Genomic DNA, 13,009 nt, shown 5'->3' on the forward strand with positions numbered 1-13,009 from the left:
CCGCTACCAGCGTATCAGAGCCGAGCCCCAAGTGAAGCCACCGCCCATCGCTTCAAGCAGCACAAGGTCGCCTTTTTTGATGCGGCCGTCACGTACTGCGACATCAAGCGCCAGCGGAATCGAGGCTGCAGAGGTGTTGCCGTGATGCTGAACCGTCACCACGACCTTCTCCTCTGCGATGCCGAGCCGCTTGGCACTCGCATCGATGATGCGTCTGTTGGCCTGATGGGGCACGAACCAGTCGATCGTGTCGGCCGATTCGCCCGTCGCTTCAAATGCGTCGGTGATGACATCGGTGATGGTTGCAACCGCATGCTTGAAGACCTCACGGCCTTCCATGCGCAAATGCCCGACGGTCCTCGTCGAACTCGGGCCGCCGTCGACGAACAGCTTGTCGCGGAAATGCCCGTCTGACCGCAAATGCGCGGTGAGAAGTCCGCGTGGCGTCGCCTCCTCGCCAGCCTCATGGGCTTCCAGAACGACCGCGCCGGCCCCGTCGCCGAACAAGACGCAGGTGCCGCGGTCGCTCCAATCGAGAATCCGAGAAAACGTTTCTGCGCCGATAACGAGCGCACGCTTTGCCGAGCCGGCCTTCAAATGCGCATCGGCTGTGGTGAGTGCGAACAAGAAGCCCGAGCACACCGCCTGAACGTCAAAGGCATATCCGTGATGCATGCCGAGCCGATCCTGCACCGTACAGGCGGTCGCCGGGAATGTCTGATCCGGTGTGGCGGTCGCAAGGACGATCAGATCGATGTCGGCCGAGGTCAGGCCTGCATCTGCGAGGGCTTTCTCGGCCGCCGCCAGTGCGAGGTCGGAGGTCGTTTCGCCCTCGGCTGCAATATGGCGCTCTGAAATGCCGGTGCGCTGGACGATCCACTCGTCCGATGTGTCGACAATGCTCTCGAGATCGCGATTGGTAAGAACTTTCTCCGGCAGGGCGCTGCCAATGCCGACGACTAAGGAGCGTTTCATGCGGTCTGTGCCTGCGCGGCGGTTTGCTCGGCGAATTGCTTGCGCATCGATCCGAGGGTGTATTCCAAATCGTTGGCGATCTTACTGGTGAGACTTCCGAGCACCATATCGCGGCCGAGCTCGATGGCGGCAGCAAAGCCTTCCGAATCCGTGCCGCCATGGCTCTTCACAACCAGGCCATTGAGGCCAAGGAAAAGACCGCCGTTGACTTTGCGTGGGTCCATCTTTTCCCGAAGGCGTGCAAAGGCAGAGCGCGCGAAGAAATAGCCGATCTTGGCGGACAGCGTGCGCGTCATCGCCGAACGGAGATATTCGGCGATCTGCCGTGCGGTCCCCTCGGCGGTCTTCAAGGCGATGTTGCCGGAAAAGCCTTCCGTGACGACGACGTCGACCGTTCCCTTGCCGAGATCATCGCCCTCGACGAAGCCATAATACTCGAAGTTGGGATGGTCGATGGCGCGCAGAATATGGCCCGCCTCGCGCACCTCTTCGACACCCTTCACCTCTTCTGCGCCGATGTTGAGAAGGCCGACTGTGGGCCGCTCCAGCCCGAAGAGTGCACGGGCCATGGCCGCGCCCATGACCGCAAAATGGATCAGCATTTTCGCATCCGAGCCGATCGTGGCGCCAACATCGAGCACAATGCTCTCGCCGCGCAGCGTCGGCCACATGGCAGCGATGGCCGGCCGGTCGATATCGGGAAGCGTGCGCAAACAGAACTTCGACATCGCCATGAGCGCGCCGGTGTTTCCCGCGGAGACAGCGACATCCGCCTCTCCGTCCCGCACGGCCTGGACACACCGCCACATCGACGACTTCCAGCGTCCGAGGCGAAGCGCCTGACTCGGTTTGTCGTCCATGCGCACGGAAATCTCGCAATGCACGAACTGCGAGGCGGCGGCGAGATCGGGATAGCGGGCAAGCAGCGGCTCTACCGCTTCGGATTGGCCATAAAGGATGAAACGCAGATCCGGCCGACGCTTCAACGCCACGGCTGCGCCAGGGATCACCATTTCGGGACCGGCATCGCCGCCCATGGCGTCAAGTGAGATGGTGAGAGGTGACGGCATCGCTTTCTTCTGGTCGGGTCGCCGGCCGCGGGACAATACCCACTCGCCCGGTCATGACAAGCCGTTTGGAGAAAAAGGCTGGCTAGGTGCGTCAGTTGCGTTGCTGCTTCAGACGCTCCAACACGGCAAAGGGAGATGCCTCCACCGTATCATCCTCCACATGTTCCTTAAATTCCGCTCCCGCAACCCTCGGATAGGGGTCGAGACCAAGCGCCACATATTCGACGAGCAAAGGTCCGAGGTCGACCCTATCTCCGAAATAGGGTTCGGTGTCTTCTGCTCCATCAACCTCAACCTCGAACGGATCGTGTGAACGCTCACCGCTCGCCTCGCCGCCGCCATCGCGCGATTCGCCGGGCTTGGGCGGCCGCAGGACAAGGTGCACATCCTCGGACACTTCTTCCTCAAGAGGCGTCAATGTCACGACGCAACGCCGCGCCACACGGCCGGAAATGTGTCCCTCGACCCGGTAATGGTCACCTGCCATCGGCGTCACGGCGACCTCAGCAGAAAGCTCTTCCACGGAGGGGATACCAAGCTGAGCGGCAATTTTCTCGCGCTCAGCCGGATTTGCCTCCAAATGCAGTCTGCGTCCGGAGGCGGGTATCTCGACCAGGCGCAACGGCTTGGCGAAAGACGCGGTGTTCATTTCAGTTGTTCTCCGCAACGAGGCTGATGGGGTCCGGGAATACGATGTGCCCATCTTTCAGGGTTGCACTGGGAACATCGTCCAGCCAGGCAAGCAGCGCACGCAGATATACCGCCAAGCGCCGGGACGCACCCGAATCATTTTCTCCACCAAAGATATTGCGGGCAATCGCACCTTCAAGCGCGTCGTCGTCTCCAGATAGCGCGGAGCCATAGGCCCCGAGCCTGCCGCCATAGGAGGAGAAAAGCGTCTTCATCCGCTTTGGGATACGTCGATCGCTGACACCGATGTCTCGGTAAGTGGCATCCATGTCGACGACGAAGGCTTCCGTGGTCAGGCGAGCAAGCTCCGGCTCCGGATCGGGCCCAAAGGTCAGGCGATGAACAACCGCAAAGAGATGCAGGGAGAGCATCTCAAAGCGGCCGTCGACCGTGTCATCGACACCATATTCTTCGTAGAGTTGCGGATGACGCGCAGCAGCAGCCGTCGCCCAATAAAGTGCGCCTGCGCGCTCGCGCTCCTGCCGTTTGCGGCTTTGAAACCAACCCATCGTGCCATCTATGCCCTTATAAGCCCTCAAGACAACGTGGCCGCCCCCGCGAAGGCCATTGCAATGCCACATTCACCCCGCTAGCAAGCGGAGTTCAACGGGACCGCCATGACCAAAAAAACTCACGTTCTCGCCCTTCTCGTTTCGGTCGCCGCAGCCGGCGCCCTGGGGGGCTGCATCGGGGAAACCCAGCACCGCGGCTATATCGCCAACGAGCTCGCCCTGGAACAGATTCCGGAAGGATCGAGCCGCGACCAAGTGCTGATCGTGCTCGGCACCCCCTCCACGACCGCCGATTTCGGCGGTGAGGTGTTCTATTACATCTCGCAGACGGCTTCGCGACCGGTCGCATTCTTGAACCCGCATGTCGTCGACCAGCGCGTTCTCGCCGTCTATTTCGGCAAGGATCAGACCGTCACGCGCGTTGCAAATTACGGCTTGAAGGACGGCAAAGTCTTCGACTTCGTCTCTCGCACCACACCGACAGCCGGCAAGGACTTCTCGTTCGTGTCGCAGCTTCTTTCGGCCGCTGGACGGGTAGCGTTCTAGACACGCCGTGCCATTCATCGGCTAGCTTCGGTCGATCAAAGCTCCTTGCGTGTAGAGCTTTGATGGAAGGTCGCATCACGCAATATCGACAAGAGGCGGCCTCAACTGGCCGCCTTTTTTCGTGCACGAGCCAATGACGCGGCTGCCCCTATTTGACTCGCGCACGCTGCACCTCGTGATCACTGCCCGCGGAAAAGAGGCATATTCCGCAGTCGTTTCTAAAAATATAAATTATTTATATTAATTTATATTTTTAATATATGAATCCAAATTTTATTTCGGATCTATATATTTCATACAAATTATTTCTAGCGCGCCTTTCCAGATAACTTCATTACTCTATTGTAATCGCAACGCCGATCCATGACGACTTACCTATACATCCCTTCTCCTCATCGATCGGTACTTTATCGATGAAAGTAGACAATATACCGAGCATCACATCTCGCGAAGGAGGTTATGTCTATGGCCAGTGTAAAGATCCCGCAAATCGTCGGAGAATGGATCCACGTCGTTCCTCGCATGACGCGCACGGCGACCCGCCTCAATGATGATGCCGCAGCCGCAACAGCGCGTGGCTCAACTCTTGGGGACAACAATTCCGATCCCCAGGCCAATGGCAGCGAGATCTACTCCGAGCCGCAGAATCTCCCGACCGCGATATCGAGCATCATGAACCACGCACAGAAGCGCGCGAATTTTCACCCGGCAAGCACTCCGCCGGAGGAGCTCTATGAGAGATACAACGACTACATAACAGAGGTCGACGACACGCCCTTCTTTCATCTTGAGAAGCACGATTACGTCAAGCAGACCTTCTATTCGAAGGACTACAACAAGCTGATCGATCAAATCGTCAGCCTTTATGATTCCGTCAGTGCAGGCGACCAGGAGAAGCTCAAAGAGGATATCACCGACATGGCCAAGTCGGTCTTCGGAGAGGAGAAGTCCGAGCAATGGCGCAATCTGTTCTCCCAATCGACGATCGACTTCTCCAATCTCTCGAGGCCACGCGTCTTCATTTATTACACGACGCTCTACATGCGCCACGAAGAGGATGGAAAATCGGAGGTCAACAGGCAGGAATACACGGTCAATAGGACCGAATATGCCGTGCTCTCCGACCTCATCCACGCCTACGCCAACGAGCTGGCAAGCCTCGACAAAAAGGCGGTGGATGACTGGCTGAGCGATTCGACGACGCCTGAACGCGAAGACGCGGCGTTATGTTTCAAATGAGCGTCGGTGGAACGCGGAAAGCCCTTCAGGCGGTATTGCACCCACAACCTGACAGGCCTCGTGCCGCACTCAGGGCACGCCCAGAACGTGCCGCCCCGAGGTGATGCGCATCGATGCGTCAGGCGCCACGGAAGTGGCGCCAGCGGGCTGATGAGAGATTCGTGTGATAGCGATTTACCGCGGCGATCCTGCCGTGAAGATCTGCGTCTAGGTGAGGATACCGCCAGAGTGTGGCCGGCTCCTTCGTAGCGCAAGAGCCGAGCCGCAGACATAAAAAAGGCCCCGCAGCATGCCGCGGGGCCCCTTTTTGGTTCGTGCGATCCGCTTAGTGGGCCAGGACGGCCAGAAGCAGAAGCGCAACGATGTTGGTGATCTTGATCATCGGGTTCACCGCCGGTCCGGCCGTGTCCTTGTAAGGATCACCCACCGTATCACCGGTCACCGCAGCTTTGTGGGCATCGGAGCCTTTGCCGCCGTGATGTCCGTCCTCGATGTACTTCTTGGCGTTGTCCCAAGCGCCACCGCCGGCCGTCATGGAGAGGGCGACGAAAAGGCCGGTGACGATCACGCCCAGGAGCATAGCGCCCAGAGAAGCGAACCCATTCGACTTGCCCGCGATCAGATAGATCACGAAGAAGCAGACGATCGGTGACAGGACCGGCAGCAGAGATGGCACGATCATTTCACGGATCGCAGCCTTGGTCAGCATGTCGACCGCACGCTTATAATCCGGACGTTCGGTGCCCTGCATGATGCCGGGCTTCTCACGGAACTGCCGACGCACTTCCTCCACGACCGCGCCGCCAGCGCGACCGACTGCCGTCATAGCGATGCCGCCGAAGAGATACGGCAGCAGACCGCCAAACAGCAGGCCGACGACGACGTATGGGTTCGACAGCGAAAAGTCGACGCTGACACCGTCAAAGAAGGTGCCCGGCGCCGCTTCTGCGGCAAAGAAGTGGAGGTCCGAGGTATAGGCCGCGAAGAGCACCAGGGCACCCAGACCGGCAGAGCCGATGGCGTAGCCTTTGGTGACGGCCTTCGTGGTGTTGCCGACGGCGTCGAGCGCGTCGGTCGTGTTGCGCACTTCGGCCGGCAGATCGGCCATCTCCGCAATGCCGCCGGCATTGTCGGTGACGGGGCCGAAAGCGTCCAGGGCCACGACCATACCGGCAAGAGCCAGCATCGTCGTCACTGCAATGGCGATGCCGAAGAGGCCGGCAAGACCATAAGAGGCCAGGATGCCCGCGATGATGACGATCGCCGGAAGCGCCGTCGATTCCATCGAGATCGCAAGGCCCTGAATGACGTTGGTGCCGTGACCCGTGACGGAGGCATCAGCGACCGAGCGCACCGGGCGATAGTTGGTGCCGGTGTAATACTCGGTGATCCAGATGATCAGGCCCGTCACGGCAAGACCGACGAGACCGCAGAAGAACAGGCTGCCGCCCGAGAAGGACGGACCGACAGGGCTCGTAAACACGGTGCCCCAACCGGTGAAGAAGAGCACAATCAGCGCCAGGGCCACGGCCGACAGACCGGCGGTGGCGATGAAGCCCTTGTAGAGCGCGCCCATGATGGAATTGTTGGCGCCGAGCTTCACGAAGAAGGTGCCGGCAATCGACGTGATGACGCAGGTCGCGCCGATCAGCAGCGGGAAGAGCATGAGCGTGATGGCCTGCTCGCCCGTGAAGAAGATCGAGGCCAGAACCATCGTGGCGACGATCGTCACCGCGTAGGTCTCGAAAAGGTCGGCTGCCATGCCCGCGCAGTCACCGACATTGTCACCGACGTTGTCGGCGATCGTGGCCGGGTTGCGGGGATCGTCTTCCGGAATACCGGCTTCGACCTTGCCGACGAGATCGCCACCGACGTCTGCACCTTTGGTGAAGATGCCGCCGCCGAGACGGGCGAAGATGGAGATCAGCGAAGCACCGAAGCCGAGAGCCACGAGAGCATCGATCACCACACGCTCGGTCGGGCCGTAGCCGATGAACTGGGTCAGGATGGTGAAGTAGCCCGACACGCCGAGAAGTGCGAGGCCGGCCACGAGAAGACCCGTGATGGCGCCCGACTTGAAGGCGATCTCGAGACCGCCGCCGAGCGAGATCGAAGCCGCCTGGGCCGTACGTACGTTCGCACGCACCGACACCAGCATGCCGATGAAGCCGGCAGCTCCGGAGAGCACCGCCCCGATCAGAAAGCCGATCGCCGCCTCTGCAGAAAGAAGCCACCATGCCAGGATGAAAACGACCACACCGACGATGGCGATGGTCGTGTACTGACGCGTGAGGTACGCGAGCGCACCCTCACGGATCGCCCCGGCGATCTCCTGCATGCGCGCATTGCCCGCATCGGCTGCCATGACGGACTGGATCGCCCAGATGGCATAGACGATGGACAAGACACCGCATGCTATGACGAAATAAAGCAAAATCATTGATTTCCCCCGGAAGATGGCCGGCGGATTGCCGACCGGGAATGGAGGCCGGTCCCTCCGACAGAGCCGGGGGCGGCTTCCTGTATCGCGGCGGGGTATTGACGAAAGAACAAGCCCCGTCAAGGGCTGCAAAATCGCGCTACCCGCCTGGTTTAGCGGGATGCCTCCTGACGGCCACGCCGCAAGAGAAGCAATGCAAGCCCAAGAAGAGCGACGACAGCGATCGGTATCACTGTCAGCGCCACTGCAGACCAGCCGCCGATAGACAGAATCTGGCCCGAAGAAAACGACGCCAGCGCCACCGTCGCAAAGACGAGCAGGTCGTTAAGGCCTTGCACCCGCTCCTTCTCGACCGGCTCATAAGTGGTTGCCACAAGTGCCGTCGCGCCGAGAAAGCCAAAATTCCAACCAACGCCCAAAACAACGAGCGCGCCCCAGAAGTTGATGAGGTCTATGCCTTGAAGGGCGATGAAGCCGCACAGGATGAGCAGCACAAGCCCGGCTGCGACCACGCGCTCTGCTCCAAAACGCAGGATCAAAGACCCAGTAAAGAAGCTTGGAGCGAACATTGCGATGACATGCCACTGGATGCCAAGAACCGCCGCATCGGTCGGAAAGCCGCAGCCGACCATCGCCAACGGTGCGGCCGTCATCATCAAATTCATGAGGGCATAGGCGGTCACGGCACAGGCAACGGCCACAATGAAGCGAGGCTGAGCAGCAATCTTCCGCAACGGGCGCCCTGCGTGGGCATGGACGGCCGTCACACTCGGGGCATGCAAGAACGCGAGCACGATTGCTGCAAGCAGCATCAGTCCGGCGGCACCGACATAAGCCCCGACAAACTCGATCGGGAAGGCCGCGCGGGTGTGGATGACCGTTTGCGGGCCGATGATGGCCGCCATCACGCCACCGATCAGCACATATGACATCGCTTTCGGCCGGAAGGACGGACTAGCCGTATCGGCCGCAGCAAAGCGAAACTGCTGCACGAAAGCAGCGGTGAAACCCATCATGAAGGCGCCGAGGCACAGCATCGGGAACGAGAAGACCGTGACGGCCACCGCTTCCATGAGTGCGCCCATTGCGCCGATCAGCATGCCGCAAATGAGGCCGAACCGACGCCCGATTCGCCGCTGCAGAAGCGCAGCCGGCATGGTTCCGATCGCAGTGCCAACGACGAAGGCGCTGAGCGGTAAGGTCGCCCAGGACTTGTCCGGCCCCAAGAGCATGTGGGCCGCAAGCGAAGATATGGAAAAGTTGATCGGGGCTCCGGCGCCGGCGATCGCCTGCGCCGCGGCAAGCACCACGACATTGCGTCGGGCGACCCGGTCGTCCACCGGGGGGTGCGCGACGACGTCGGGGGACGTGTCCATTACAGCTGGCCGTGGACGAAGGATCGACGGGAAAAGGCCATCTCCTCCCCGTCTTTCAGAATCACGGCTCGATCGCCATTCGCCTCGACGCGGCCGATGGCGGTCACCGGTATCTCGGCGCGTGCGGCAGCCTCTTTGAAGGCGTTCTCCTCGCCCGGCGGGATTGCTGCCAGAATCTCGTAATCATCGCCGCCGGTCAGCGCCTTCTCCAACGAGAAACCATGGTCGAAGAGCTTGCTTAACGCGGGGTCGAGCGGGACGTGCCGTGCTTCGATCACGGCGCGGACGCCGCTTGCGGAGGCGAGTTTGTCGGCGTCGCCGGCCAACCCGTCTGAAATGTCGAGAGCCGCACTGGCGTGGCGACGGACGGCCTCAGCGAGGCCCGTGCGCGGCTGTGGCTCGCGATAACGCAGAACGAGCCGTGCCCTGTCTTCTTCATCAAGCTCCGCACCCGATCGGTCCTGGAGAAGCGAAAGGCCGGCGTTCGATCCACCGATCGTTCCCGAAAGATAGAGAATGTCGCCGGGCTTCGCCCCGGAGCGATGCACCATGGTGCCCGTCGGCAGCGTGCCGATCGCCGTGATCGAGACCGTGATCCGATCCGGGGATGCGATCGTGTCGCCACCGATCAACGCGATACGGTAGCGTTCTTGATCGCCGGCAAGCCCCTCGCAGAAAGCTTTGAGCCAGGGCTCGTTGCAATGGGGGGGTTGGGCAAGAGCGAGAAGATAGCCGAGAGGCTTTGCCCCTTTGGCTGCAAGGTCTGAGAGATTGACCCGCAGTGCCTTGCGCGCCACGGTTTCCGGAGGATCGCCTGGAAGGAAATGCACTCCCTCGGCGATCATGTCTTTGGTGACGACGAGATCCCGGTCTGAAGACGGGCTCACGAAACCCGCGTCATCGAGAAGCCCGAGCGCACCTTCTCCCGCGAGCGGACGGAAGAAGCGATCAATCAGTTCCAGCTCATCCATGAAGATTTAGCCGGCACCCGCTTTGCCGAATTCGTCAGGCCTCACATCCCGCGCCACCTTGTCGAGCACCGCATTGACGAGGCCCGGCTCTTCTTTTTCGAAGAAGGCATGGGCCACATCGAGGTACTCGCTGATCACGACACGGGCCGGCACGTCGCGACGCGACTTCAACTCGTAGACGCCGCAGCGCAAGAGCGATCGCAGCGTCACGTCCAGCCGCGCCAAAGGCCAGGTGGGCGGCAACGTCGCATGGATAAGCGGATCGATGACCTCCTGCTCTTCCACGACGCCCGCAACAAGAAGACGAAAGAATGCAGCATCGGCGCTGCGCAGTGTTTCGCCTTCCAGCTCCTGACCGAGGCGGAAGGCTTCGAACTCAGCAACGACCCGCGGCAGGCTCACCCGCCCGACGTCCATCTGGTAGAGCGCCTGCACGGCTGCGAGCCGCGCGGCACCGCGCTGATTGGCCCCTCTGGCCGCTATCGCTGGCTCACTTTCCGGCAAGACCCCACCTTTCACGCAACTCGGCCATTTCACAGGCCGCCGCAGCCGCAGCCGCGCCCTTGTTCTTCCCATCAACGCCGGCCCGGGCCCATGCCTGATCGCCGTTTTCAACGGTCAAGACGCCGTTTCCGAGCGCGAGGCCGTAGGCAGAAACCAGATCCATCACGGCGCGTGCCGATTCTACGGCAACGATATCGTAGTGCGATGTCTCTCCGCGGATCACACAGCCCAGGAGAACGAAACCGTCATAGGCGCTTATGTTTCCCTCTTCGGCCGCAATCAAGGCCATAGAAAGGGCGCCCGGAATTTCGAGCACGCCCGGGACGGCGATGCGGTCGTAGGTGACGCCACGACGTTCCAGCTCCGCGATTGCTCCGCGGGCGAGCTCGTCTGAGAGGTCGCGGTAGAACCGCGCCTCAATCAACAAAAAATGACTCATCTGAGTTTTGCCGAAGCCTTATGCGCTTTGAAGACGGGCGAGGTAGCGCGCCATGAGGTCGATCTCAAGGTTGACGTGATCGCCGACTTTCTTTTCGCCCCAGGTGGTGGCCTGGAGTGTGTGAGGAATGAGCATGATGGTAAACGTGTTGCCTTCCACCGTGTTGACGGTGAGCGACGTGCCATCAAGGGCGACAGAGCCTTTTTCGGCGATGAAGCGCGCGAGATCATCGGGAACGGCGAAGGTGAACTTCGCCATGTCGCCCTCGTCCGCGCGCTCAATGATCTCGGCCACTCCGTCGATATGCCCGGTCACGATGTGGCCACCCAGCTCGTCGGAGGCCCGCAGCGCGCGTTCAAGATTGATCCGCGTTCCCGTCTGCCAGCTGCCAAGGGCGGTGCGTTCCAAAGTCTCCGTCGAGGCTTCGACCGCAAACCAGCCACCGCCTTGGGTCGTGCCGAGCTCGATCACCGTCAAGCAGGTGCCGGCGCAGGCAATCGAGGCACCGATCGCGATCGTTTCCGGATCGTAGGTTGTGGCGATCTCGAAGCGGCGCCCGGCCGCAAGGTCGGAAGTGGTCAGGACTTCGCCGACATCGGTGATGATGCCTGTGAACATTTAGGCTGCTCGCTTGTAGCGGATGAAATCATCGGGTCCGAAACGCCGCCGCTCGACGGCACGGAATGGGGCGATCATATCGGAAACAGGTCCGTTGGCAAAAGCGGCAATACGTTCGCCGCCGAGGTCAGCAGAGCTGCGAAAAAGGAGCAGCTCGTCGACGAGCCCGGCTTCGAGGAACGCGGCGGCGGTTTGCGCCCCGCCTTCGACCATTAAGGTGTTGATGCCGGCCGTGCCGAGGCGGGCGAGCGCCGCGCCGACATTGTCGCCCTCCCCGTTCAGCACAAGCCACCGCAACGCACCGTCGCGTGCCTCCATCAGCTCTTGCATGACGAGCGAGGGAGGGCGCGGGCTCAATACCCAGGTGTCAGGACCGGCGACGAACATTTTGGCGTGCTCAGGCAAAACGCCCGACCGGCTCAGGACCGCTCGAACCGGCGATCGCGCCATCAGGCCCGGCAGCCTGCAGGTCAGAAGCGGATCGTCCGCCCTCAAGGTTCCAGCACCAACGAGAATGGCATCGACGCGGCTTCGCAGCGCCTGGACGTGGCGTCGCGCGAGCGGTCCCGTGATGGCAATCTGTCCGCTCCCCTTGAGGCCGATGCCTTCGTCCGCCGAGACCGCCAACTTAAGGAGAACATACGGCCGGCCCTCGATGGTCCGCATCAGATACCCCTGATGGGCCTCTTCGGCCGCCTCCGCCAGAAGACCTTCCCGCACCTCGATGCCGGCCGCGCGGAGCTTTGCGACACCTTTGCCGTCGACCCTCTGATCGGGATCGCGGATCGGCATCACCACGCGGGCAATGCCCGCGTCCACGATCGCGTCGGCGCAAGGCGGCGTCCGGCCATGGTGGGCGCAGGGTTCCAGAGACACGTACAATGTCCCTCCCCGCGCTCTGTCGCCGGCTTCGGCAAGTGCCGCCGTCTCGGCATGCGGGCGACCGCCGATCGCGGTGCGTCCGCGCCCGACGATGGCGCCATCCTTTACGGCGATGGCGCCCACGGCGGGGTTTGGCGCCGCCTCTCCAAGCGACAAGCGACCGAGCCGGATTGCGGCGGCAAGAAAGCGACTGTCGAGATCCAGAGGCTGGGCCTCAGACATCGTCGTCGAAAGGACGCTCGGGAAGCTCCAGACGCTCCTTGATGTCGCGGTTGAGATCGTCGTGGCGGCCGCCGCTGATTTCCGTCAGCAATTCCTCGAAGTCTTTGGCTTCGCGGAAATCCCGATAGACGGAGGCAAAACGCACATAGGCCACGTCATCGAGGCGGCGCAGACCCTCCATGAGGAGAATGCCGATATCGCTTGAGGGAATTTCCGATTCACCGCGCGATTCGAGCTGTCGGACGATCCCCGATACCATGCGCTCAACGCGATCTGGATCGACGTCGCGTTTTCTCACCGCGACCTGGACCGAACGCATCAGCTTGTCGCGATCGAAGGGCACGCGACGACCGGACTTTTTCACGACGGTGAGCTCGCGCAATTGCACGCGCTCAAAGGTCGTAAAGCGGCCGCCGCAATCGCCGCAGACACGCCGTCTGCGGATGGCATTCCCGTCCTCCGTCGGCCGGGAATCCTTCACCTGCGAATTGTCGGCCCCGCAATAGGGACAGCGCATGGCGCCTC

14 protein-coding genes are annotated in these 13,009 nt (G+C 61.4%); 2 read left to right on the plus strand and 12 right to left on the minus strand.

Annotated elements, in window-relative coordinates; genetic code table 11:
- Positions 1-3: 3 nt before the first annotated feature.
- The 4 genes from J2R99_RS15440 to J2R99_RS15455 all read right to left on the minus strand — a co-directional run bounded on the left by J2R99_RS15440 (position 4) and on the right by J2R99_RS15455 (position 3,244).
- The gene (locus tag J2R99_RS15440; protein ID WP_307155283.1) at positions 4-975 is read right to left on the minus strand and encodes a beta-ketoacyl-ACP synthase III; all 972 of its coding nucleotides are present in this window, start codon (positions 973-975) and stop codon (positions 4-6) included.
- Positions 972-2,045 carry a phosphate acyltransferase PlsX gene (gene plsX / locus J2R99_RS15445; protein WP_307155284.1) on the minus strand — a complete coding sequence of 358 codons (1,074 nt, stop codon included), beginning with the start codon at positions 2,043-2,045 and terminating at the stop codon, positions 972-974. Before plsX ends, J2R99_RS15440 begins: the two co-directional genes overlap by 4 nt.
- Before the next feature lie 91 nt (positions 2,046-2,136).
- The gene (locus tag J2R99_RS15450; protein WP_307155285.1) at positions 2,137-2,694 is read right to left on the minus strand and encodes a YceD family protein; all 558 of its coding nucleotides are present in this window, start codon (positions 2,692-2,694) and stop codon (positions 2,137-2,139) included.
- Between the two features lies 1 nt (position 2,695).
- On the minus strand, positions 2,696-3,244 hold the full coding sequence (locus J2R99_RS15455) for a ubiquinol-cytochrome C chaperone family protein (protein ID WP_307155286.1): 549 nt from the start codon (positions 3,242-3,244) through the stop codon (positions 2,696-2,698).
- 108 nt (positions 3,245-3,352) lie between these two features.
- Here J2R99_RS15455 and J2R99_RS15460 point away from each other — a divergent pair, with 108 nt between their 5' ends.
- Both J2R99_RS15460 and J2R99_RS15465 read left to right on the plus strand, forming a co-directional pair.
- Entirely contained in the window at positions 3,353-3,793 is a 441-nt protein-coding gene (locus tag J2R99_RS15460; RefSeq protein WP_307155287.1) for an outer membrane protein assembly factor BamE, read from the plus strand.
- Between the two features lie 465 nt (positions 3,794-4,258).
- Positions 4,259-5,032 (plus strand): hypothetical protein, encoded by a 774-nt coding sequence (locus tag J2R99_RS15465; protein ID WP_307155288.1) that lies wholly within the window; start codon positions 4,259-4,261, stop codon positions 5,030-5,032.
- Positions 5,033-5,357: 325 nt separating this feature from the next.
- Here the strand turns inward: J2R99_RS15465 and J2R99_RS15470 are convergent, their stop codons facing one another.
- The 8 genes from J2R99_RS15470 to nrdR form a co-directional block, all read right to left on the minus strand.
- Positions 5,358-7,472 carry a sodium-translocating pyrophosphatase gene (locus J2R99_RS15470; RefSeq protein WP_307155289.1) on the minus strand — a complete coding sequence of 705 codons (2,115 nt, stop codon included), beginning with the start codon at positions 7,470-7,472 and terminating at the stop codon, positions 5,358-5,360.
- A 152-nt stretch (positions 7,473-7,624) separates the two neighbouring features.
- Complete coding sequence (locus J2R99_RS15475; protein ID WP_307155290.1) at positions 7,625-8,848, minus strand: MFS transporter; 1,224 nt, start codon at positions 8,846-8,848, stop codon at positions 7,625-7,627.
- Positions 8,848-9,819, minus strand: coding sequence for a thiamine-phosphate kinase (thiL, locus tag J2R99_RS15480; RefSeq protein ID WP_307155291.1), 972 nt, complete (start codon positions 9,817-9,819; stop codon positions 8,848-8,850). The genes J2R99_RS15475 and thiL overlap by 1 nt, the downstream gene beginning before the upstream one ends.
- 6 nt (positions 9,820-9,825) lie before the next feature.
- Positions 9,826-10,323, minus strand: a complete 498-nt coding sequence (gene nusB / locus J2R99_RS15485) for a transcription antitermination factor NusB (protein ID WP_307155292.1) — start codon at positions 10,321-10,323, stop codon at positions 9,826-9,828.
- Complete coding sequence (gene ribH, locus J2R99_RS15490; RefSeq protein WP_307155293.1) at positions 10,310-10,762, minus strand: 6,7-dimethyl-8-ribityllumazine synthase; 453 nt, start codon at positions 10,760-10,762, stop codon at positions 10,310-10,312. The genes nusB and ribH overlap by 14 nt, the downstream gene beginning before the upstream one ends.
- 18 nt (positions 10,763-10,780) lie before the next feature.
- The gene (locus J2R99_RS15495) at positions 10,781-11,380 is read right to left on the minus strand and encodes a riboflavin synthase (protein ID WP_307155294.1); all 600 of its coding nucleotides are present in this window, start codon (positions 11,378-11,380) and stop codon (positions 10,781-10,783) included.
- Positions 11,381-12,484, minus strand: a complete 1,104-nt coding sequence (gene ribD / locus J2R99_RS15500; RefSeq protein ID WP_307155295.1) for a bifunctional diaminohydroxyphosphoribosylaminopyrimidine deaminase/5-amino-6-(5-phosphoribosylamino)uracil reductase RibD — start codon at positions 12,482-12,484, stop codon at positions 11,381-11,383.
- The gene (gene nrdR / locus J2R99_RS15505) at positions 12,477-13,001 is read right to left on the minus strand and encodes a transcriptional regulator NrdR (protein ID WP_128294021.1); all 525 of its coding nucleotides are present in this window, start codon (positions 12,999-13,001) and stop codon (positions 12,477-12,479) included. Before nrdR ends, ribD begins: the two co-directional genes overlap by 8 nt.
- Positions 13,002-13,009: the final 8 nt, after the last annotated feature.

Source organism: Rhodopseudomonas julia (genome assembly GCF_030813515.1).
Classification (GTDB): Bacteria; Pseudomonadota; Alphaproteobacteria; order Rhizobiales; family Afifellaceae; genus Afifella; species Afifella julia.

Excerpts from the sequence above, each read along its gene's own strand:
- J2R99_RS15465 (WP_307155288.1), top strand. The coding sequence starts at position 4,259 with ATGGCCAGTGTAAAGATCCCGCAAATCGTCGGAGAATGGATCCACGTC.
- J2R99_RS15460 (WP_307155287.1), top strand. The coding sequence starts at position 3,353 with ATGACCAAAAAAACTCACGTTCTCGCCCTTCTCGTTTCGGTCGCCGCA.
- J2R99_RS15455 (WP_307155286.1), bottom strand. The coding sequence starts at position 3,244 with ATGGGTTGGTTTCAAAGCCGCAAACGGCAGGAGCGCGAGCGCGCAGGC.
- J2R99_RS15450 (WP_307155285.1), bottom strand. The coding sequence starts at position 2,694 with ATGAACACCGCGTCTTTCGCCAAGCCGTTGCGCCTGGTCGAGATACCC.
- ribH (WP_307155293.1), bottom strand. The coding sequence starts at position 10,762 with ATGAGTCATTTTTTGTTGATTGAGGCGCGGTTCTACCGCGACCTCTCA.
- plsX (WP_307155284.1), bottom strand. The coding sequence starts at position 2,045 with ATGCCGTCACCTCTCACCATCTCACTTGACGCCATGGGCGGCGATGCC.
- J2R99_RS15475 (WP_307155290.1), bottom strand. The coding sequence starts at position 8,848 with ATGGACACGTCCCCCGACGTCGTCGCGCACCCCCCGGTGGACGACCGG.
- nrdR (WP_128294021.1), bottom strand. The coding sequence starts at position 13,001 with ATGCGCTGTCCCTATTGCGGGGCCGACAATTCGCAGGTGAAGGATTCC.
- J2R99_RS15470 (WP_307155289.1), bottom strand. The coding sequence starts at position 7,472 with ATGATTTTGCTTTATTTCGTCATAGCATGCGGTGTCTTGTCCATCGTC.
- J2R99_RS15495 (WP_307155294.1), bottom strand. The coding sequence starts at position 11,380 with ATGTTCACAGGCATCATCACCGATGTCGGCGAAGTCCTGACCACTTCC.
- J2R99_RS15440 (WP_307155283.1), bottom strand. The coding sequence starts at position 975 with ATGAAACGCTCCTTAGTCGTCGGCATTGGCAGCGCCCTGCCGGAGAAA.
- thiL (WP_307155291.1), bottom strand. The coding sequence starts at position 9,819 with ATGGATGAGCTGGAACTGATTGATCGCTTCTTCCGTCCGCTCGCGGGA.
- ribD (WP_307155295.1), bottom strand. The coding sequence starts at position 12,484 with ATGTCTGAGGCCCAGCCTCTGGATCTCGACAGTCGCTTTCTTGCCGCC.